The 20,353-nt window shown below is 25.2% G+C and carries 23 protein-coding genes and 1 tRNA gene; 5 read left to right on the top strand and 19 right to left on the bottom strand.

Annotation, left to right across the window (positions count from 1 at the left end; all coding sequences use genetic code 11):
- Positions 1 to 4: 4 nt before the first annotated feature.
- The 4 genes from pheT to hisI are packed head-to-tail and all read left to right on the top strand — an operon-like array spanning position 5 to position 4,438.
- Positions 5 to 2,404: a phenylalanine--tRNA ligase subunit beta gene (pheT, locus tag PAD_RS00305; RefSeq protein ID WP_219848747.1), complete on the top strand. Its 2,400-nt coding sequence runs from the start codon at positions 5 to 7 to the stop codon at positions 2,402 to 2,404.
- Positions 2,379 to 3,083: a DNA polymerase III subunit epsilon gene (gene dnaQ, locus PAD_RS00300; RefSeq protein ID WP_219848746.1), complete on the top strand. Its 705-nt coding sequence runs from the start codon at positions 2,379 to 2,381 to the stop codon at positions 3,081 to 3,083. The genes pheT and dnaQ overlap by 26 nt, the downstream gene beginning before the upstream one ends.
- 33 nt (positions 3,084 to 3,116) lie before the next feature.
- Entirely contained in the window at positions 3,117 to 4,037 is a 921-nt protein-coding gene (sohB, locus tag PAD_RS00295; RefSeq protein ID WP_219848745.1) for a protease SohB, read from the top strand.
- Positions 4,038 to 4,054: 17 nt separating this feature from the next.
- A complete protein-coding gene (gene hisI / locus PAD_RS00290) occupies positions 4,055 to 4,438 on the top strand; it encodes a phosphoribosyl-AMP cyclohydrolase (RefSeq protein WP_219848744.1) in 384 nt (127 codons plus the stop codon).
- On the opposite strand, the gene PAD_RS00285 is transcribed toward hisI, so the two are convergent.
- From PAD_RS00285 to aroC, 13 genes are all read right to left on the bottom strand, one after another.
- Positions 4,419 to 4,841, bottom strand: a complete 423-nt coding sequence (locus PAD_RS00285; RefSeq protein ID WP_219848743.1) for a SufE family protein — start codon at positions 4,839 to 4,841, stop codon at positions 4,419 to 4,421. The genes hisI and PAD_RS00285 overlap by 20 nt on opposite strands.
- Complete coding sequence (locus PAD_RS00280) at positions 4,838 to 5,410, bottom strand: NifU family protein (RefSeq protein WP_219848742.1); 573 nt, start codon at positions 5,408 to 5,410, stop codon at positions 4,838 to 4,840. Before PAD_RS00280 ends, PAD_RS00285 begins: the two co-directional genes overlap by 4 nt.
- A gap of 4 nt (positions 5,411 to 5,414) precedes the next feature.
- Positions 5,415 to 5,771, bottom strand: a complete 357-nt coding sequence (locus PAD_RS00275) for a TusE/DsrC/DsvC family sulfur relay protein (RefSeq protein ID WP_219848741.1) — start codon at positions 5,769 to 5,771, stop codon at positions 5,415 to 5,417.
- A gap of 14 nt (positions 5,772 to 5,785) precedes the next feature.
- Positions 5,786 to 5,870 (bottom strand) — tRNA-Leu (locus PAD_RS00270).
- 9 nt (positions 5,871 to 5,879) lie between these two features.
- Complete coding sequence (gene serS / locus PAD_RS00265; protein WP_219848740.1) at positions 5,880 to 7,136, bottom strand: serine--tRNA ligase; 1,257 nt, start codon at positions 7,134 to 7,136, stop codon at positions 5,880 to 5,882.
- A gap of 9 nt (positions 7,137 to 7,145) precedes the next feature.
- On the bottom strand, positions 7,146 to 7,751 hold the full coding sequence (locus tag PAD_RS00260; RefSeq protein WP_219848443.1) for a LysE/ArgO family amino acid transporter: 606 nt from the start codon (positions 7,749 to 7,751) through the stop codon (positions 7,146 to 7,148).
- A gap of 33 nt (positions 7,752 to 7,784) precedes the next feature.
- Positions 7,785 to 8,426 carry a phosphoribosylanthranilate isomerase gene (locus PAD_RS00255; protein ID WP_219848739.1) on the bottom strand — a complete coding sequence of 214 codons (642 nt, stop codon included), beginning with the start codon at positions 8,424 to 8,426 and terminating at the stop codon, positions 7,785 to 7,787.
- 19 nt (positions 8,427 to 8,445) lie between these two features.
- On the bottom strand, positions 8,446 to 9,279 hold the full coding sequence (gene truA, locus PAD_RS00250; RefSeq protein ID WP_219848738.1) for a tRNA pseudouridine(38-40) synthase TruA: 834 nt from the start codon (positions 9,277 to 9,279) through the stop codon (positions 8,446 to 8,448).
- An 8-nt stretch (positions 9,280 to 9,287) separates the two neighbouring features.
- Entirely contained in the window at positions 9,288 to 10,379 is a 1,092-nt protein-coding gene (gene asd, locus PAD_RS00245) for an aspartate-semialdehyde dehydrogenase (protein WP_219848737.1), read from the bottom strand.
- 21 nt (positions 10,380 to 10,400) lie between these two features.
- A complete protein-coding gene (gene leuB / locus PAD_RS00240) occupies positions 10,401 to 11,492 on the bottom strand; it encodes a 3-isopropylmalate dehydrogenase (RefSeq protein ID WP_219848736.1) in 1,092 nt (363 codons plus the stop codon).
- 20 nt (positions 11,493 to 11,512) lie between these two features.
- Positions 11,513 to 12,139: a 3-isopropylmalate dehydratase small subunit gene (leuD, locus tag PAD_RS00235; protein ID WP_219848735.1), complete on the bottom strand. Its 627-nt coding sequence runs from the start codon at positions 12,137 to 12,139 to the stop codon at positions 11,513 to 11,515.
- A gap of 10 nt (positions 12,140 to 12,149) precedes the next feature.
- A complete protein-coding gene (leuC, locus tag PAD_RS00230; RefSeq protein WP_219848734.1) occupies positions 12,150 to 13,559 on the bottom strand; it encodes a 3-isopropylmalate dehydratase large subunit in 1,410 nt (469 codons plus the stop codon).
- On the bottom strand, positions 13,559 to 14,647 hold the full coding sequence (aroC, locus tag PAD_RS00225; RefSeq protein ID WP_219848733.1) for a chorismate synthase: 1,089 nt from the start codon (positions 14,645 to 14,647) through the stop codon (positions 13,559 to 13,561). Before aroC ends, leuC begins: the two co-directional genes overlap by 1 nt.
- A gap of 233 nt (positions 14,648 to 14,880) precedes the next feature.
- On the opposite strand from aroC, the gene PAD_RS00220 reads away from it, so the two are divergent.
- Positions 14,881 to 15,087, top strand: a complete 207-nt coding sequence (locus PAD_RS00220; RefSeq protein ID WP_180824533.1) for a cold-shock protein — start codon at positions 14,881 to 14,883, stop codon at positions 15,085 to 15,087.
- 42 nt (positions 15,088 to 15,129) lie between these two features.
- Here PAD_RS00220 and PAD_RS00215 read toward each other — a convergent pair whose 3' ends face one another.
- Genes PAD_RS00215 through PAD_RS00190 form a run of 6 tightly spaced genes read right to left on the bottom strand, consistent with a single transcriptional unit; the run spans position 15,130 to position 20,293 of the window.
- On the bottom strand, positions 15,130 to 16,800 hold the full coding sequence (locus PAD_RS00215) for a 2-isopropylmalate synthase (protein ID WP_219848732.1): 1,671 nt from the start codon (positions 16,798 to 16,800) through the stop codon (positions 15,130 to 15,132).
- An 18-nt stretch (positions 16,801 to 16,818) separates the two neighbouring features.
- Entirely contained in the window at positions 16,819 to 17,913 is a 1,095-nt protein-coding gene (locus tag PAD_RS00210; protein ID WP_219848731.1) for a trypsin-like peptidase domain-containing protein, read from the bottom strand.
- Between the two features lie 2 nt (positions 17,914 to 17,915).
- On the bottom strand, positions 17,916 to 18,914 hold the full coding sequence (locus PAD_RS00205; protein ID WP_219848730.1) for a DNA polymerase III delta subunit-related protein: 999 nt from the start codon (positions 18,912 to 18,914) through the stop codon (positions 17,916 to 17,918).
- Positions 18,907 to 19,143 carry an acyl carrier protein gene (gene acpP, locus PAD_RS00200; RefSeq protein ID WP_219848431.1) on the bottom strand — a complete coding sequence of 79 codons (237 nt, stop codon included), beginning with the start codon at positions 19,141 to 19,143 and terminating at the stop codon, positions 18,907 to 18,909. Before acpP ends, PAD_RS00205 begins: the two co-directional genes overlap by 8 nt.
- Before the next feature lie 21 nt (positions 19,144 to 19,164).
- Positions 19,165 to 19,329, bottom strand: a complete 165-nt coding sequence (gene rpmF, locus PAD_RS00195; RefSeq protein ID WP_219848430.1) for a 50S ribosomal protein L32 — start codon at positions 19,327 to 19,329, stop codon at positions 19,165 to 19,167.
- A gap of 25 nt (positions 19,330 to 19,354) precedes the next feature.
- Complete coding sequence (locus PAD_RS00190; RefSeq protein WP_219848729.1) at positions 19,355 to 20,293, bottom strand: RluA family pseudouridine synthase; 939 nt, start codon at positions 20,291 to 20,293, stop codon at positions 19,355 to 19,357.
- Between the last annotated feature and the right edge of the window lie 60 nt (positions 20,294 to 20,353).

The following is a 20,353-nucleotide window of genomic DNA, read 5'->3' as shown; positions in this document are numbered from 1 at the left end:
ATATATGAAAGTTTCAAAAACTTGGATAAGTGAATGGTTTGAATTAAAATGTGAATGGGTTTCATTAAAATATGATTCCAATATTATTGCAGAACAACTAACTATGATTGGATTAAAATCATCATATTTAGTTAATAAAGAAGTTACTGGGGTAGTTATATCATGTATAAAAAAAATTATTAATTATGCAGATAAATTTAATTTATGTATTATAAATGATGGTAAACAATATTGGCAAATAATATCTAGTAAAACTGTTACGGTTGGTCAAAAAATAGCTTTCGCTAAAATTGGGGGTTTATTACCTAAAAATTTAAAAATTATAAATAAAGATTTTTATGGTATAGAATCTTGGGGAAACTTTTGTAAAGTTAACGATATTATATTATTTCCTAAAGATGCTCCAATCGGATTTGATATAATGAATTTAAAAAATGTAATTGATATAGAATGTTTACCTAATCGTAGTGATTGTTTAAGTCTAATAGGTATAGCAAGAGAATTCTGTGCAATCAACCGTCTTAATTTAAATGATAATCATTTTATCAATATAGTAAAAACTACAAGTAAAATTTCATATTCAATTAAGGTTGAAGTACCAAAATATTGTCCAAAAGTCTCGATTAGAGTTATTGAATCTATTAATGTTAATACACAAACGCCATGGTGGATATATGAACGACTTTATCTTAACGGTATAGCTTCAAGTGACCTGATGGTTGATCTTATTAATTATGTTATGTTAGAGCTTGGCCAACCTATTAATTGTTATGATTTAAATAATCTTAAGGGTAAATTAACAGTTCGTATGGCAAAAAACACCGAAAAGATAAAATTATTAACTGGGAAAAATATTGAACTTAAAGAAGATACATTAATAATTGCAGATGATTTAGGTCCATTAAATATTGCAGGAATAATAGGGAGTGATCGTACTATCATTAGAAATGATACTAGAAATATATTATTATTATCTGCTTTTTTTACTCCATCAATTATAGCAGGAAAAGCCAGTTTTTATGGATTAGATACTGATTTGGCATATCGTTATTCGCGTGGAGTAGACAGTGAAATACAAAATAGAGCGTTGGAACGTATTACTAAATTATTAATTAGTATTTCGGGTGGTAATGCTGGTAATATAAATCATATAGAATTTAAATCAGATTTACCAAATAAACATATAATTAATTTAAAATTTTTACATATAAAAAAATTACTTGGTTACCATATAAAAAAAAATGAAATATCGGATATTTTAAAGAGGTTAGGATTTAAAATAATAAAAAAATATATGAACTTTTGGAGGATTAAAATACCTAGTTGGCGTTTTGATATATTTCTACAAGAAGATTTAATTGAGGAATTAGCACGGATTCATGGATATAAGAAGTTGCCTAAAAGTAACCCAAAAATACAATATACACCAAATTTAAAGAGTGAATCACTTATTAATAAAGATCAAATATCTTCACAATTAATTTCTCGTGGTTATCAAGAAGTAATTACTTATAGTTTTATATCACCTAAATTACAGAAATATTTACAACCTAAGATATCCACACCTATAATAAATAACCCTCTTTCAAAAGAATTTTCTGTTATGCGATCTAGTTTGTGGCCTGGTTTAATTAAAGCACTTCTTTATAATTTAAATAGACAACAAACACGAATAGCTTTATTTGAAATTGGATTAGTATTTTTAGGTAAAAATATAAAAAATGTAAAACAAGTAGAAAAATTAGGAGGGATATTTACTGGGAATCGTTATATAGGCGGGTGGAATTTAAATAATTATAAAACAGAATTTTTTGATATAAAAGGAGATATAGAAGTTTTAATAAGATTAGGTGGTGATTTTAGTAGTTGGAAATTTAAATATGCTATACATCCTGCATTGCACCAAGGTAAAAGTGCAAAAATTTTACGTAAAAATAAAACTGTTGGATGGATTGGAGCACTAAATCCTACTATTTCTTCTTATTTTGGATTACCATTTGAAATTTTTATTTTTGAATTAGATTTAGCCTACTTACTTAAAGGCAAAATACCTACATTTAATAATGTATCTCGGTTTCCTGAAATTAATCGTGATTTAGCTTTATTAATAAACAAAAATTTATCTGTATCTAAAATAATTGATACTATTCGTAGAAAAGCTGGAAAATATTTAATAGAAATAATATTATTTGATGTATATGCTGATTTTTATAAAGAATATAATAGTATTGCTTTAAGATTAACTTGGCAACATCCCTTTAGAACTCTTTTTGATAAAGAAATTGAAGATTTATTAAAAAATATACTAATTTCTTTAAAAACCCGTTACGGCATTGTTTCTAGAAATGAGAAATCGGAAATTAACTGGAAAAATCTAAATGCGACAAGTAATATTAGATACTGAAACTACTGGACTTAATTATACTAGCGGACATAGATTAATTGAAATTGGTTGTATAGAAATGAGAAATCGGAAATTAACTGGAAAAATCTATCATAAATATATTAATCCTGAAATTATTATTGATCCTAAGGCGATTGCAATACATGGTATTACTAATGAATTTTTAATTGATAAACCAATATTTTCTAATATTGCTGATTCTTTTTGGAATTTTATTAAAGGATCTGAAATTATAATGCACAATGCTGAATTTGATATTGGATTTATTGATTATGAATTTTCAATTTGTAATAGAAATAGAAGTAAACAAAATCAGATAGGCCCAGTTAGAAGTAAATGTACAATTATTGATACTTTAAAATTAGCAATAAAAAATCATCCCGCACAAAGAAATAGTATAGATAGATTATGTAAACGTTATAATATAGATAATAGACATCGGAATTTACATGGAGCTTTATTAGATGCTGAAATACTAGCTGAAATTTATTTAGCAATGACAGGAGGTCAAGTTATATTAAATTTAAAAAATATTGAAAATAAAAAAAAATTAAAAAGTTTAAAAAAAGGTAATTTAAAAATTATATATCCAGTTAATAAAGAATTATTAGAACATAGAGAAAATATAAATGGCCTTAGAAATAAAACCGGATTTTGTTTATGGGATCGTATTACTTAACTTATTTTAAACAAAATAAAATTGGAATTTAATATGATTAATTGGTTTTATGATTATGTATTGTTTTTTTCTAAAGTCTTTACTATTTTTATAGCTCTTATTATTATTTTATTTTTTTTAAAAACGAAAAATGTTTATTTTAAACAAAATAAAATTAAAATAACAGATTGGGGAGAGTATTTTAAAAATCGTAGTCTTACATTAGTTAATGCAACAAGATATAAGAATGATGATATACCAGTAGTATGGTTAATTGATTTTTATGGTGATAGAAATGCTAGTTTTACTCCAATATTAACTGAATTAATAACTAGTATTTTAAGTGGAGCAAAAAATAATGATGAGGTAGTATTAAGATTAGAATCTTGTGGTGGTATTATACATTCTTACGGTTTAGCTGCAGCTCAATTAGATAGATTACGTAAAGCTAGTATAAAATTAACTATATGTGTTGATAAAGTTGCAGCAAGTGGAGGTTATATGTTGGCTTGTTGTGCAGATAAATTGTTTGCCGCACCATTTTCTATGGTAGGTTCAATAGGGGTTGTTGCACAAGTACCTAATATTAATAGATTTTTAAAAAAACATGATGTAGATATAGAAATTTTAACATCAGGAAAACATAAACGTGCATTAACTATATTAGGTTCAAATACTAATGAAGATAAGGTTAAATTTATAAAAGAATTAAAAGAAACTCATGATTTATTTAAAGATTATGTTTTTAATAGACGTCCTAAAATAATTAATCCTAATAAAGTATCAGAAGGAGATATTTGGTATGGGATGAAAGCGATTAAAGAGGGATTAATAGATAAAGTTATTACAAGTGAAGAATATTTAGAATTACGTTCTAAAAAAGCAAAAATATTTAAATTAGTTTTTAATAAAAAATTATCATTTATTGATATAATTAGTAAAAAAATAAAAAAAAGTATAGCTAGAATAATATAAAAAAATATGAAAAAAAAATGTTTTTAAAATCAATAGAATCTCTAAATTGGAATAAAGAAGGCTTGATACCTGTAATTGCTCAACAATTTAATAGTGGGGAAGTATTAATGTTAGCTTGGATAAATCAAACTATTTTATTAGATACAAAAATTGGAGGGTATGTTTGTTATTGGTCTCGAACAAGGTGTAAAAAATGGCAAAAAGGAGAAACTTCAGGAAAAATACAGATATTAAAAGAAGTGTATTTAGATTGCGATGCAGACACTCTTTTATTTAAAGTAGATCAATATGGGCCTTCTTGTCATTCTGGGAGAAGAAGTTGTTTTTATACAAAGTTAACTAATAATAAAGCTAAAATAGTTAAAAAATCAATTCTCTCACCTAATTTGTTATATGGATAGATGCTATATAATATATATGTGCTAACATAGCATTTAACCCATTATTTCTTGTTATTGATAAATGTTGTTCTATCCCTACAAATTTTTTTATATCTAATGGGGAAGATAAAATTTCTCTTGGATTTCTATAATTATAAATTTTTAATATAATAGCAATTAAACCTAAAACTATTGCTGCATCAGAAGTAGCAAAAAAATGAATTTTTTTATCATAGATTTTATGATTTATCCATACATTAGATTGACAGCCAGATATAAGATATTTAGGTTTTTTCCATTTAGCAGGCATTTCAGGTAAAGTTTTACCTAAATCAAGTATATATTTATACCGATCTATCCAGTTATCGAAAAATTTTAATTCTTTTATAATTTTTTTTTGAATATATTCAATACTTCTTTTCATTTGTAATAAGCTTTATTATTATCAGAATGATCAGTTAAATCAAGAATTTCTGTTAATTCTGGTATGCGTTCTAACAAAATTCTTTTTACATGCTTTTTTAACGTTAAATTTACTGATACACATCCTTTACACCCCCCATCAAATTGCAATATAGCAATTTTTTCATTAGTAATCTTTATTAACCTAATAACACCCCCATGTTTAGCTAAACTAGGATTAATTTCATTATCAATTATCAAATTAACTTTATTTTCCAAATCATAGTTATTTTCAGTTTTAGGAATTTTAATTGTTAATTTCCCGCCTAATCTATCCATAGTAAAATCTACTACAGCATTTTTTATAAAAGGTAAACTTTCTTTATCTAAGTATACATTTAATTTTGATAATTTTATTTTTATATCGTTATCTGATAATTTATAACAAAACTCTATACTAGGTTCAGCGTATTTTTTATTTATAAAGATTCTAACCCCAGTAGCCAGATTATGATTATATAAAAGATTAGCTAAATAATTTTGTGCACTTTTAGTAATAAGAATATTACTTTCTTTAATTGATTTATTCATTTTCTTATATACAATATTTTGGTTTCGGCAATCCAGCTATTCTTGCTGCAATACGTGCTGGACTTTCTAAAGTTTTAGAAGTAAATAATTTAAGTAAATAAATAGAATTTCCTTTCTTATAATTTATTTGTTTAATTTCATTAATTAAAGGAATCATAGTAGGTGATATTTTATATTTATAGTAAAATTTACGTAATAATAATATTATTTCCCAATGTGAAGAAAGAAGTTTACGTCCTTCTTTATAAGCTAATTCATGTCCAACATAAGGATTCCAATCATTAACATATTTTAAATATCCTTCAGAATCTAATTCAATATACTTCTTGTTTATTAATATTATTTTTTTTTTATTTTTCATTTATTTTCTTATTGTGCCGAGCGGGGGACTTGAACCCCCACGTCCTTTGAGACACAGGTACCTAAAACCCGCGTGTTTACCAATTTTCACCAGCTCGGCACTTATTACTTAAATTCGTTTAATACCCCCCATATAACTCCGTAATATTTCAGGTACTGTAATCGACCCATCTTCGTTTTGATAATTTTCCATTATAGCTAACAAACAACGACCTACAGCTATCCCAGAGCCATTAAGTGTATGCACAAAAGTTGGTTTTTCTTTATTTTTACGAAATCTAGTTTTTATTCTTCTAGCTTGAAAATCTTCACAATTAGATATAGAAGATATTTCTCGATAGCTGTTTAGGCTAGGTATCCAGACTTCTAGATCATAAGTTTTAGATGCACAAAAACTTATATCTTTAGTACATAAATTTATAACTCTATACGGTAAATTTAATGCTTTTAAAATTTCTTCAGCATGTTTAGTCATATCTTCTAATACAACATAAGATTTATTAGGATGGACAATTTGTACCAATTCTATTTTATCAAATTGATGTTGTCTTAACATTCCACGATAATCACTACCATAAGATACAGGTTCATTTCTAAAACAAGGAGAGTGTGCTGTTAATTTAATTGGCAAATCTTTTATATTTAATATTTTCCCACTTACACTATTAACTAAAGGAACTTCAGCTGTAGGAATAAGAAAATATTCATTTTCTCCGTCAAGTGAAAAAATATTTTTATAAAATTGAGGTAATTGACCAGTCCCTAATAAAGAATTTCTATTTATTATATATGGTACATACATTTCTTCATAACCATGTTCATTAACTTGCTTATCTAGCATAAATTGTATTAAAGCACGATGTAATTTAGCTAAATTACCACGTATTACAGTAAACCTTGAACCAGTGAGTTTAGTTGCTAATTCAAAATCAAGTTCACCATTTATTGATCCTATTTTTATATGATCACGTATTTCAAACTTAAATTTTTTAGGAATTCCCCAACGGTTTATTTCAATATTTTTTTTTATTGGCACACTTTTGTGTGGTAAATTTGGTATTTTAAAAAAAATCTTAAAAAATTTATTTTTTGTTGCTTCAAACCGTAAACTAGTTTTGTGAAGTTTTTTATTTAATTTATTAACTTCTAAAATTAGATGCTTTATATTTGCACCTGTTTTTTTTATATTCCCTATATCTTTAGATATAATATTACGTTTATTTTGTAAGTTTTCAGTCTTCTTTTTAAGTTTATTGCGTAATTCTAGCAAATTTTTAAAAAATTTAATATCTAATTCAAAACCACGGTTAGCTAATTTTTTTACAACATTATTAAAATTTTTACAAATTAATTTAATATTTAACATATTTTTATTTTAAATAGGTATTATTAATTGCCAAGCTACAATTAACAAAATTATTCCAGTAATAAAATCTATTAATCTCCATACATTCTGATAAGATGATAGTAATATTTTCAATCTTCTAGCTATAAATATTAAACTAAAAAACCATAAAAAAGAAGCTAAACCAGCTCCCAATACAAACACCCAAGGATAAGCCTGAGAAGCCCCAATAGTACCTAACATTAATAATGTATCAAAATAAACATGTGGATTAAGTAAAGTAACAGCAAGTGTACTTAAAACAATACTTAATCTTCCTTTATAACAATATTTACTGATAAACAATTGTTCTGATTCATGCATACGTATAAAAGCTTTTATAGATTGTAATATTAAAAATAATATACCTATCCAACGTGCAATAATAATAAAATCTTTATGTTTTTGAATAAATACTGAAAGTCCTGCAACTCCGGTTGAAGTTAATATTACATCACATAATGCACATATTAATGCAACCATCCAGGGATAATTACCACGTAATCCTTGATTTAAAACAAATGCATTTTGCGCTCCTATTACCACAATTAAAGCTCCACCTAATATTAAACCATTGCATCCAGATAATAAACCCATTTTTTACATATCCTATTTTTTTTAATAAAAATTTTATATATTATTTGCGTGATTAACAGCTACAGCAAAAGCATTCATTTTATATGTATCTTTTATACCTTCTGATAATTCAATACCTTTAGCAACATCTACACCAAAAGGTAAAACTATATTAATAGCTTTATTTACATTAAAATGATTTAATCCACCTGCTAAAATTATATTATTTTTAATATTTGGTTTAATTTTATACCAATCAAAAATTTTTCCTGTTCCTCCTGGTACATCTGTAGTATAAGTATCTAAAAGTAAACCTGATGCTTTACTATAAATTTCTGATTCCATTAGTATATCTATCTTGTTAAACATACGTAATGCTTTTATCCATGGTTTATTAAATAAATTACAAAAATTAGAAGTTTCATTCCCATGAAATTGTAAAATATCTAAATAAGGAACACAACAAGATATAAAATCATAACTTTGATTAAAAAAAATCCCAACACGTGAAACAAAAACAGGAACTTTATAAGATAAAATAATTAACCGATAAATATCAATAGAACGTTTACTCCCCGGCCAAAGTATAAAACCTAGTGCATCTACCCCATAATTTACTGCCTCTTTTAGATCTGATTTATTAGTAATTCCACAATATTTAACTCTTACTCTTCTTATTTTTTTTTTGGTTTTCATTAAAATATACTCCATTTTTTTATATATAAAATAAATGAGGAGGGCCAATAGGATCAATTGGTAATTTATTTTGTAATTCTTTATGATATATAACATCAACCAAATATAAACCTTGTGCTTTAGCTGTTATTCCTGCTTCATTACGATTTTTTTTTAATAAAATTTCATTGCACCAATTTATTGACCGCCGACCATCCCCAATCTCTAATAAAACTCCAACAATATTTCTTACCATATGATGTAAAAATGAATTTGCTTGTAAATCAATTATTAATATTGGACCATATCTACGTATTTCAATAAAATGTAAATTTTTAATTGTATTTATAGATTGACAACTTGAAGACCGATAAGATGTAAAATCATGTTTACCAACTAAACTTTGAGCAGCAATCTGCATTTTATTTATATTTAGAGGGGTTTTATGCCAAATCATCGTCTGATGTATAAAAGCTGATGGTTTAAAATTATTATAAATTAAATATCTATATCTTCTAGCTATTGCTTTACGAGAATTAAAAGTCTCTGATACTTTAACAGCCCAACGAATCCTAATATCAATAGGTAAATAATAATTAATACCCATTACCCATGATTTTTGACTCCGACAAATATGTGAATCAAAATGTGCAATTTGCCGTGTTGCATGAACCCCTGAATCTGTACGGGAACTAGCTTTTAAAGTAATTTTTTGTCCTGTAAATATTTTTAAAGCTTCTTCTATAGTTTGTTGTATAGTATTATATTGTTTAAGCCTTTGCCAGCCAAAATATTCACTACCAATGTATTCAATCCCTAGCGCTATACGTCCAGAAATAAAATAATTTTCATTTAATTTGTTAAAAAAATTCATAAAGATAATTATGACATAACTAATATTTTAAGCATTCTTCTAATAGGTTCTGCAGCTCCCCATAATAATTGATCTCCAACAGTGAATGCACTTATATATTTTTTTCCCATAGATAACTTACGTATTCTACCAATTGGTATGGACATCGTCCCTGTTACAGCGGCAGGTGTTAATTTTTTTAAACTATAATTTATATCATTTTTTATAACTTTCACCCAAGGATTATGCTCTTTAAGTATTGATTCTATTTCATTTATAGGGATATCTTTTTTCAACTTTATAATAAATGCCTGAGAGTGACAACGCATAGCACCTATTCTTACACATATCCCGTCTATTTTGATAGTATTAGGATAAAAACCTAAAATTTTATTAGTTTCTACATTTCCTTTCCATTCTTCTTTAGTTTGTCCATTATCTATTTTTTTATCTATCCAAGGAATTAAACTTCCAGCTAGAGGAGCACCAAAATTTTTTATAGGTAGTTTACTCATATACTTAGTTATTTTAGAATCAATTTCTAAAATAGATTTTGCATGATTTTTATTATTAACTATATTACCAAGTATACGCATTTGATTTAACAACTCAATCATGTGCTTAGATCCTGCTCCGGAAGCTGCTTGATATGTCATAGAATTAATCCATTCTATAAGATTATGTTTAAATAAACCACCTAAACTTAACAACATTAAACTTACTGTACAGTTACCCCCAATAAAATTTTTTATACCGAAATACAAGCTTTGTTCTATAACATTAATATTTATAGGATCTAATACAATAATTGAATTCCTATCCATTCTAAGTTTACTTGATGAATCAACCCAATAACCTTTCCAGCCTGAAGCACGTAAACTATTATAAACCCTATCTGTATAATCTCCTCCTTGGCAAGTAATAATTACATTTAATTTTTTAAGTTTATTTATATCATAAGCATCTTGTATATTTGTACCAAAAATAGGACAAATTTGCCCAAATTTAGTAGTAGAAAAAAAAATAGGTTCAATATAATTAAAATCATTTTCTTCAATCATACGTTGAATTAAAACTGAACCAACCATCCCTCTCCAACCAACAAAACCAATTTTAAGCATAAATTTTCCTAATTATTTTGTTTATATTTTAATTATTTTTTTAAATTCTTCAATTATTACATCCCCCATTATTTTTGTAGATACTAAATTTTTCCCAGTCGAATTTATATCTGCAGTACGAATACCTTTATTTAAAACATTATTTATAGCTAAATTTAAATATTTAGATAATAAAGGTTTTTGTAAAGAATAATGTAACATCATGGAAACTGATAAAATTGTAGCAATAGGGTTAGCAATTCCTTTATTAGCAATATCTGGCGCACTTCCATGACATGGTTCAAATAAACATTGTCCTATAGAATTTATAGAAGCTGAAGGTAACATACCTATTGATCCTGTCAAATTAGCTGCTTCATCAGATAAAATATCGCCAAACATATTTCCAGTAACTATCACATCAAATTGCTTTGGTGATAATATAAGCTGCAATGCCGCGTTATCAATATATAAATGAGATAATTTAACATCAGGATATTCATTAGATAATTCAGTAATTATTTCTCTCCATAACATTGTAACTTCTATAACGTTAGCTTTATCCACAGAGCAAAGTTTTTTTTTCCGTTTTTTCGCAAGTTCAAAAGCTATTATACCAATTCTACGTATTGCTTTTTCATCATAACAAGAGGTATTATATCCATAACGTAAACCATATTCATTATAATAAATACCTCTCGGCTTCCCAAAATAAATCCCCTGACTTAATTCTCGTACAATCATAATATTAACATTTGATAAGATTTCTGATTTAAGATTTGATGATAAAATTTGTGAATAAAAAATAGTATTTCTTAAATTAGCAAAAAAATTTAATGATTTACGTAATTTTAATAATCCATATTCAGGACGTTTATTAAATTCTTTTATCTTATCCCACTGATAACCACCTACAGCACCTAGTATAATTGCACGAGCTGATTTTGCCGCGTTTAATGTTTCATTTGGAAGTGGTAAACCTAATGTCTCTATTGCAGAACCTCCAATTTTAGCATAACGAATAACTGAATTAATTAATTTATTTTTTTGCAAAAGTTTAATAACTTTAACAGCTTCATTTATTACTTCAGGTCCAATTCCATCACCTGGTAATATTAAAATTTCATTTTTCATATTATTTTATCTTTTTTTATTTATAACCAAGGATTATTTTTTTTATGACTTTTTTCAAACAGTTTGATAGCATTAATTTCTTTTAAAGTAATACCTATATCATCTAAACCATTTTCTAAGCAATATTTACTAAAAGGATCTATTGAGAAATTAATCTTTTTTCCACTTTGTTTATATATTATTTGTTTTGTCAAATTTATATTTAACATATAACCTTTCTGGTTGTATATAGATAAAAAAATTTCCTCAATAAAAAAATTTTTTAAATTTATAAGAAGAATACCATTTTTTAAAGCATTATTATAAAATATTTCTGCAAAACTTTGTGCTATAATTACTTTAAAACCAGATTCTTTAAGAGCCCAAACTGCATGTTCTCTAGAACTTCCACATCCAAAATTCTTACGCGCTAATAATATACTAGCTCCTTTATATCTATATTTATTTAATACAAAATCTTTATTTATTAAACGGATTTTTTTTCCTGTATAACCTTCATCAATATAACGTAACCCATCAAATAAATTAATACCAAACCCACTACGTTTAATTGATTTTAAAAATTGTTTAGGAATAATTAAATCAGTATCTATATTAGATCTATTAAAAGGTACAACTAAACCTTTGTGATTAATAAATTTTTCCATTTTTTCTTTCCTAGATATAACGTACATCGATAAAATGGCCAGCAATAGCGGCTGCTGCTGCCATTGCTGGACTTACTAAATGAGTTCTCCCACCAAAGCCCTGGCGACTTTCAAAATTTCTATTAGAAGTAGATGCGCATCTTTCACCAAAATCAAGTTTATCAGAATTCATAGCTAAACACATTGAACAACCCGGTTCACGCCATTCAAAACCTGCAGAAATAAATAATTCATCTAATCCTTCTAATTCAGCTTGAATTTTTACTAATCCAGATCCAGGCACTACCATCGCTTGTTTAATATTAGCAGCAATATGTTGATTTTTAATTATTTTAGCGGCAATTCGTAAATCTTCAATACGAGAATTAGTACAAGATCCTATAAAAATCCGATCAAGTTTAATATCTACTATTTTTTGTTCTGGTTTTAACCCCATATATTTTATAGCTAATTCTATATTATTGCGATCATGTTTATTATATTCATCTTTAGGATTAGGTATTTTACCATTTACACCAACAACCATATCAGGTTGTGTCCCCCAACTAACTTGCGGCTCAATATTTTTTGCATCTATTTTTAGATCTTTATCAAATATAGCATCACAATCAGAAAATAAATTTTTCCATTTTTTTTTTGCATCTTGCCAATATCTATTAGGTGCTAAAGTTCGCCCATGTAGATAATTAATTGTAGTTTGATCTACTGCTATTAAACCTACTTTTGCTCCTGCTTCAATTGCCATATTACATATGGTCATTCTACCTTCCATAGATAATGATTTTATAGTACTACCTGTAAATTCAATAGCATATCCGGAACCTCCATCTGTACCAATAATATTTATAATTGATAAGATTAAATCTTTAGCAGTAACTTTGTTTGATAAATAACCTTCAATACAAATTTTCATATTTTTTAATTTTCGTTGTAATAAACATTGTGTTGCTAAAACATGTTCAACTTCAGAAGTACCAATTCCATAAGACAAAGCTGAAAAAGCCCCATGAGTTGATGTATGAGAATCTCCACAAACAACAGTCATTCCAGGTAAAGTTGCACCGTTTTCAGGCCCTATAACATGTACAATACCTTGTTTTACATCTTTTATATTAAAAAATTTTTTTATTGAAAATGCTTTACAATTTTTTTTTAACATTTGCACTTGTATACTTGACAGCTCATCATTTATACCATTAATACGTTCTTCAGATTTAGTCGGGACATTATGATCTACAGTAGCTAGATTTGTCCCAACTCTCCAAATTTTTCTATTAGTTAAACGTAAACCTTCAAAAGCTTGAGGAGATGTAACTTCATGTAGTAAATGACGATCTATATAAATTAATGATGTTCCATCTTCACGTCCTTTTATTAGATGCGAATACCAAATTTTATCATAAAGCGTCTGGCCTGTCATTATTTTACTCCTATTATATTTTTAACTTTTACATCAAAATTTTGAGCACGATTTCTTAAAAAATGATCAATTAAAGTTAATGCAACCATTGATTCTGCAATAGGGATTGCTCTAATACCTACACAAGGATCATGCCTACCTTCAGTTATTAATTCAATTGCATTTCCATAAATATCAATAGTCTTTCCTGGTATAGTTATACTCGAAGTTGGTTTCAGACATAAATTTATAATCAAAGTTTGCCCGTTAGAAATTCCTCCTAATATACCTCCTGAATTATTAGAAATAAATTTTTTCTCTTTAATTTCATCTCTATGTTCACTACCCCTTTGATTTACTGATAAAAAACCTGAACCTATTTCTATACCTTTTACTGCGTTAATGCTCATCAATGCATGAGATAAATCTGCATCTAATTTATCAAAAATTGGTTCACCCAGCCCGATTGGTACACCCTCAGCAATTATTGTAATTTTAGCCCCAATAGAATCTTTATCACGTTGTAAAGTTTGCATATATTTTTCTAAATAAATTATTTTATTTGGATCTGCGCAAAAAAAAGGATTTTTATATACTACATCCCAACTAACAAAAGGTAATTTAAGTTTTCCTATTTGACTCATATAACCACGTATAAAAATATTAAATTTCCTAAGATATTTTTTTGCGATAGCACCTGACGCAACCCGCATTACAGTCTCTCTGGCACTAGATCTGCCCCCCCCTCTATAATCTCTAATACCATATTTTTTCTGGTATGTATAATCTGCGTGAGAAGGACGAAATTTGTTTTTTATTTTCTTATAATCTTTAGAACGTTGATCAATATTTTCTATTAATAATCCAATTGGTGTGCCTGTAGTAATTCCTTTAAAAACACCTGATAATATTTTAACTTTATCTGGTTCCCGTCGTTTAGTTGTATATTTAGAAACTCCTGGTTTTCTAATATTTAAATTTTTTTGAATATAATCTTCACTTATTTCTATACCTGGGGGGCATCCATCTATAATGGCTCCCAATGCAGGTCCATGACTTTCCCCAAATGTCGTTACTGTAAATAACTTTCCAAAGGTATTACCTGACATAAATATTTACCTTATTTAAATTTTTTTTGCTTTAATAAAATATATTTTATCACAAATAAAATAATAAACATTATCAAATAATATCTTTTAATACTATTGACTTATATATAATATAATTCTTATAATTATTAATTATTAACAGCTTTAGTTTGCAACTTTAGATCGGAATTAAATTCTAAATAATAGCAGCTTGAGCTATATCTTTAATATTTTAGGTATGTAAGGAAATATAAATGGCAACTGGTACTGTCAAGTGGTTTAACGATACTAAAGGCTATGGTTTTATATCTCCAGATGATGGAGGTGGCGATTTATTTGCTCATTTTTCTGAAATACAAGCAGATGGTTTTAAATCACTTCAAGATGGTCAAAAAGTATCATTTGAAGTTACTCAAGGAAAAAAAGGACTTCAAGCTGCTTCTATAAAAGTAATTAGTTAAAGTTTTTTATACAGGATACTACGGGCTAATAAAGTTTTTTTATTAGCCCGATAGAAAATAACTACGGGCTAATAAATAATATTTATTTATAGCTGATAAAATTGATTTTAAAAAAACTGAAAATTTATCTATATCTATCGCTATACCACTTAATTGTTTTTCATTAATAATTATATTTATAAAAGCGATATAATAATTATTAATTTTTTGTATATAAATTTTTCTTAATTTCATGGAATGAAGATTCCAATTAGTTAGAAACTTTAAAATAATATTTTTATCTTTTATATTTTTATTTTTTAAATAAATAATTTTATTAATATTATTAATATATATTTTAAAACTAGTTTTAGTTATATTAAAAATATATTTAAATAAATTAAATGGGTTTTCTAAAAAAAAGTTATTTTTTAATATCTGGTATACATCAGAACTAGATAATTCTAACATATTTTTATCACTTTCTTTTTGTACTAAAGGTGCTAACTCAATCATCATCCAACGTGGTAATTTAATTTTATAATCTCTTTCAAGTAAAAAAGCCATTCCACTTTTCCCTGATTGACTATTAAGCCTAACTACAGATTTATAATTACGTCCAAGATCTTGTGGATCAATAGGTAAATAAGCTACTTTCCATATTTCATTTGTTTTTTGTTTTTTTAAAGATTTACGTATAGCATCTTGGTGACTCCCAGAAAATGCTGTATATACTAATTCACCTATCCAAGGATGACGCGGATGAATAGGTATTTTGGTACATGAAGCAACAATTTTTATTAGATCTTCTGGACATGATAAATCAATTTTAGGATCTACTCCTTGACTATATAAATTCATAGCAAATGTAATTAAATCCATATTTCCTGTCCGTTCCCCATTACCTAATAAAGTACCTTCTACACGTTCAGCTCCTGCTAAAATGGCTAATTCAGCTGCAGAAACAGCTGATCCTCTGTCATTATGTGTATGAATTGATATTATAACTTTATCTCTTTTACTTATATTTTTACAAAAAAATTCTATTTGATCTGCATAAACGTGTGGTCCTGCAATATCTACAGTAGTTGGTAAATTTAATATAACTTTATTTAAAGTCTTTATATTTTGACCCCAAATTTCAAGTACTACTTCACATATATTTAAAGAAAAATCAATTTCCGTACTAGAAAAACTTTCTGGTGTATATTCTAGTATCCAAGATACTTCTGGATATTTTTTAGTTTCTTCTAAAATATAATTTGCTCCTTCTGCTGCTATTGAGATAATACCTTCTTTATTTGTTTTAAACACACGATCTCTTTGTATAGGAGAAGTTGAATTATAAAAATGAATAATAGCTTTATTTATTCCAATAAGTGACTCAAAAGTACGTTTAATTAAATGTTTTCTTGCTTGTACTAAAACAGCAATTGTAACATCTTCTGGAATTTGTTTATTTCTAATTAGCCATCTTACAAAATCAAAATCAGCTTTGCAAGCAGAAGGAAATCCTACCATGATTTCTTTTATTCCAATATTAATTAATAATGTCCATAAGTTTTTTTTTTGTTCAACATTCATTGGTTCTATTATAGACTGATTACCATCTCTTAAATCCTCACTAACCCAAATTGGTGCTTTATTTATTTTTTTATTAGTCCAATTTCTTTTTTTTATTTTAGGAAACATATCTAAATAACAATATTTTCTATGATCAAAATTATAAAACATATTAATTCCTATTAGTTTTTAATTAGTAACTTCACAAACTTTAATTTTAATATTTTTATATTTACCATTCCTTAAAATCTTTAACATTATTTTTTGTCCTGGAATAATATTATTAACTATTTGAGTTAATATTTTATAACTTTTTATTTTTTTTCCATTAACCGAAATTATAATATCACCAGGTTTAATACTCTCATTATTAAATAATATTTTATATATTAAAATTCCACATATATTATTTTTAAAATTTTCATTATCAAATAAAGGTTTAATTTTTATTCCTAACCACCCTCTATGGACTTTACCATAAATTTTTATTTGATTTGCTATCTTCATTGCAATATTTATTGGTATAGAAAAAGATAATCCCATAAAGCCCCCACTTCTTGTTATTATTTGTGAATTTATACCAATAACTTTCCCTTGTATATTAAGTAAAGGTCCACCTGAATTTCCAGGATTTATCGCTACATCTGTTTGAATAAAAGGAACATATATATCATTTGGTAATGTTCTATTTAGAGCGCTAACTATTCCTGAAGTAATAGTTTGATCAAAACCAAAAGGTGAACCAATAGCTGCAACCCATTCTCCAACTTGGATCTCATCAGAATTCCCTAGATTTATTACGGGTAAATATTGTACTTTAATTTTTATTAAAGCAATATCAGTTTTATTATCTATTCCAATTAATCTAGCAATATAATCTGTTTTATTATCTGTTTTATTATCTGTTTTATTTTTTAATTTTACAATAATTTTATCAGAATTATTTACTACATGAGCATTTGTTAAAATATATCCATCATCACTAATTATAAATCCTGTACCTATAGAATAAACTTCATTATTATTAGATATATATCCAATATTTCTATTCCCAAAAAATTTTTTAAAAATTTCAGGTATTTTTTTTTCAGGTAAAATATTTATAGAATATAATGATTTTTTTATTGTAGAAATATTTACTACTGATGTAGATGAATTTTTTACAATTTTTGTAAAATTTGGAAAATTAATATTTTCTTTATATTCAGAAGATGATGAAGCATAAATATTAATAGTAATGATACTAAATAAAATTATTAATATATAATATTTAAATTTCTTCAAAACTATTCCTTATAAACTTTATTAAATAAAAAATTAGTTATTTTAATAAACCATGTTTCTAATAATAATTTCTTATTAATATTTTTATTGTTAATAAATATTTTCCGTTTTTTATAAGTTATATTTAATAACTTAAACCAATTATTTAATAATATATTTTTTTTTATTAATATTATATATAATGATATATTATCATAATTTTTTATATTCTTAATACCAGATAATAACCTGATTATATCTTCAATAAAAATTATACCAAAATCAAAAATTAAATTAATATATTTTATATTTATTTTTTTTATTTCATTAAGAGGTTCTGAACCATTAATTAAATTAAAAAAAATAATATTTATTATTTGTCTTAATTTTAAAATATAATTTATATTAGTAGCTAATAAAGGATTATTACATGTTAAATTTAAAAATATATTTGATTCTGCTGAATAATATATATGTGAAGCTATCCAAACTAAAAATTTTTTTTTATATATAGGTTTAAAAAAAATTTTACAACATCTACTTTTAATAGTAGGTAATAATAAAAAATTAGAAGTTAATATAAATAAAATACGTTCCCCTGGTTCTTCAAGATTTTTTAATAACGCATTAGCTGCTTCAATTGTCATATAATTTGCATTTTTAATAAAAATAATACGATAACTATCATATTGCGATGTTTTTTCAATAAATTTATTAAGAATTCTTATTGAATCAATATTTATTTTAATTGTATATTTTCTAACATTAGGATGATATCCATTAATCCACATTAAGCATTTATTACAATTTCCACAACTAGAATTACTTATTTTATATTTATTATTAAAATTAGAACACACTATAATTGATATTAATATTTTAGCAAACTTATTTTTTCCAATACCTTTTTGCCCTAATAATAATAAAGCATGTGGACTAATTTTTTTTTTTATTAAAAATAAAATTTTTTTTAATTTATTTTTATGCCAAGGTAAAGGTAAAAATATATTTTTTTTATTCATTATATTTTTTTATGTAATTAATAATATCTTTAATATTTTTTATATTTTTTGATTCTTCATCAGTTATTTCAATATTAAATTCTTCTTCTAAAGCCATTACTAATTCAATTATATCAAGTGAATCTGCACCTAATTCTTCAATAAAAAAAGAATTTTTTTTTATAATATTAGGATTTATATTTAATTTTTTTGATACTATTAATTTAATTTTTTTTTCTAACTTATACATAAAAAATACCTGATTTCTAATTTAAAATATTTTTTTACCTCTATAATATCCATCTGATGAAATATAATGTCGGCGATGTATAGTACCAGTTATTTTTTCTTTATTTAAAGTAGGTAATAATAATGCGGAATGTGAACGCCGCTTTCCTCTTTTTGAACGAGTTTTTTTATTTTTTTGAACAGCCATTATAATTTCCTTTTTATAAATAATATTATATTATATATTTTTTTGCTCTATTTAATACTAATTTAAGTTCTTCATCAATTTTTGTTTTGAGTTGAATAATTTTTACACTTTTAAATTCTGGAAATTTAATATAATAAGAATGTAAAAACAGTCTTTTTAGTTTTAAAAACTTTTTCCCAATTTGACTTCCATATTTTGAATCTCCTAATAAAGGATGACCTAAAAAGGCAGAATGTACGCGTATTTGATGCATTCTACCTGTAATAGGAAAAACTTTGATTAATGTAAATCCTTTAAAAATTTTACATATTTCAAAAAAAGTATATGAATGTTTACCAAATTTATTAATTATATTATAAAATTCTCCATTTATATTAATTTTATATTTATTAATTGGAGCATATATATATATATAATTTATAGGCCAATTACCTTCTACTAAAGCTAAATAACATTTTTCTATATATTTTTTTTTAAAAGCTGAATTAATATAAATTAAAAATTTTCTAGATTTAGCTATTAATAAACATCCTGAAGTATTTTTATCAAGCCTATGAATTAATTCAATAAAATTAATATTTTTTATATTTTTTTTTAAAAATTCAATTAAACCAATAGTAATATTATTACCACCATGAACTGCAAAACCAGACGGTTTATTAATTATTAACCAATCATTAGATTCATAAATAATTTTATTAATTAAAAAATTTTTTAATTTTTCATTTATATTTATTTGTTTTTTTACTATTTTACTATATAGTATAGGAATTCTAATTTTATCACCTCTTTTTAATTTATTTTTAGCTTTTAATTTTTTATTATTTATTTTTATAATTCCTTTTCTTATTAGGCGATAAATTAAATTTTTTGGTATACCTTTTAAATTTTTTATTAAATAATTATCTAATCTTTGATTTAATTGGTTAAAAATTATTATTTTATAATTTTTTAATTTCTTCATTATTTATCGTTTAATTGCTTAAATATTTCTTTACTGTTATATTTTTATATAAAAACATAT

It is taken from the genome of Candidatus Portiera aleyrodidarum (genome assembly GCF_000953295.1).
Classification (GTDB): Bacteria; Pseudomonadota; Gammaproteobacteria; order Johnevansiales; family Johnevansiaceae; genus Portiera; species Portiera aleyrodidarum_A.
Note: the sequence above shows the minus strand (reverse complement) of the source record. Positions and strands in the feature narration are given on the sequence as shown.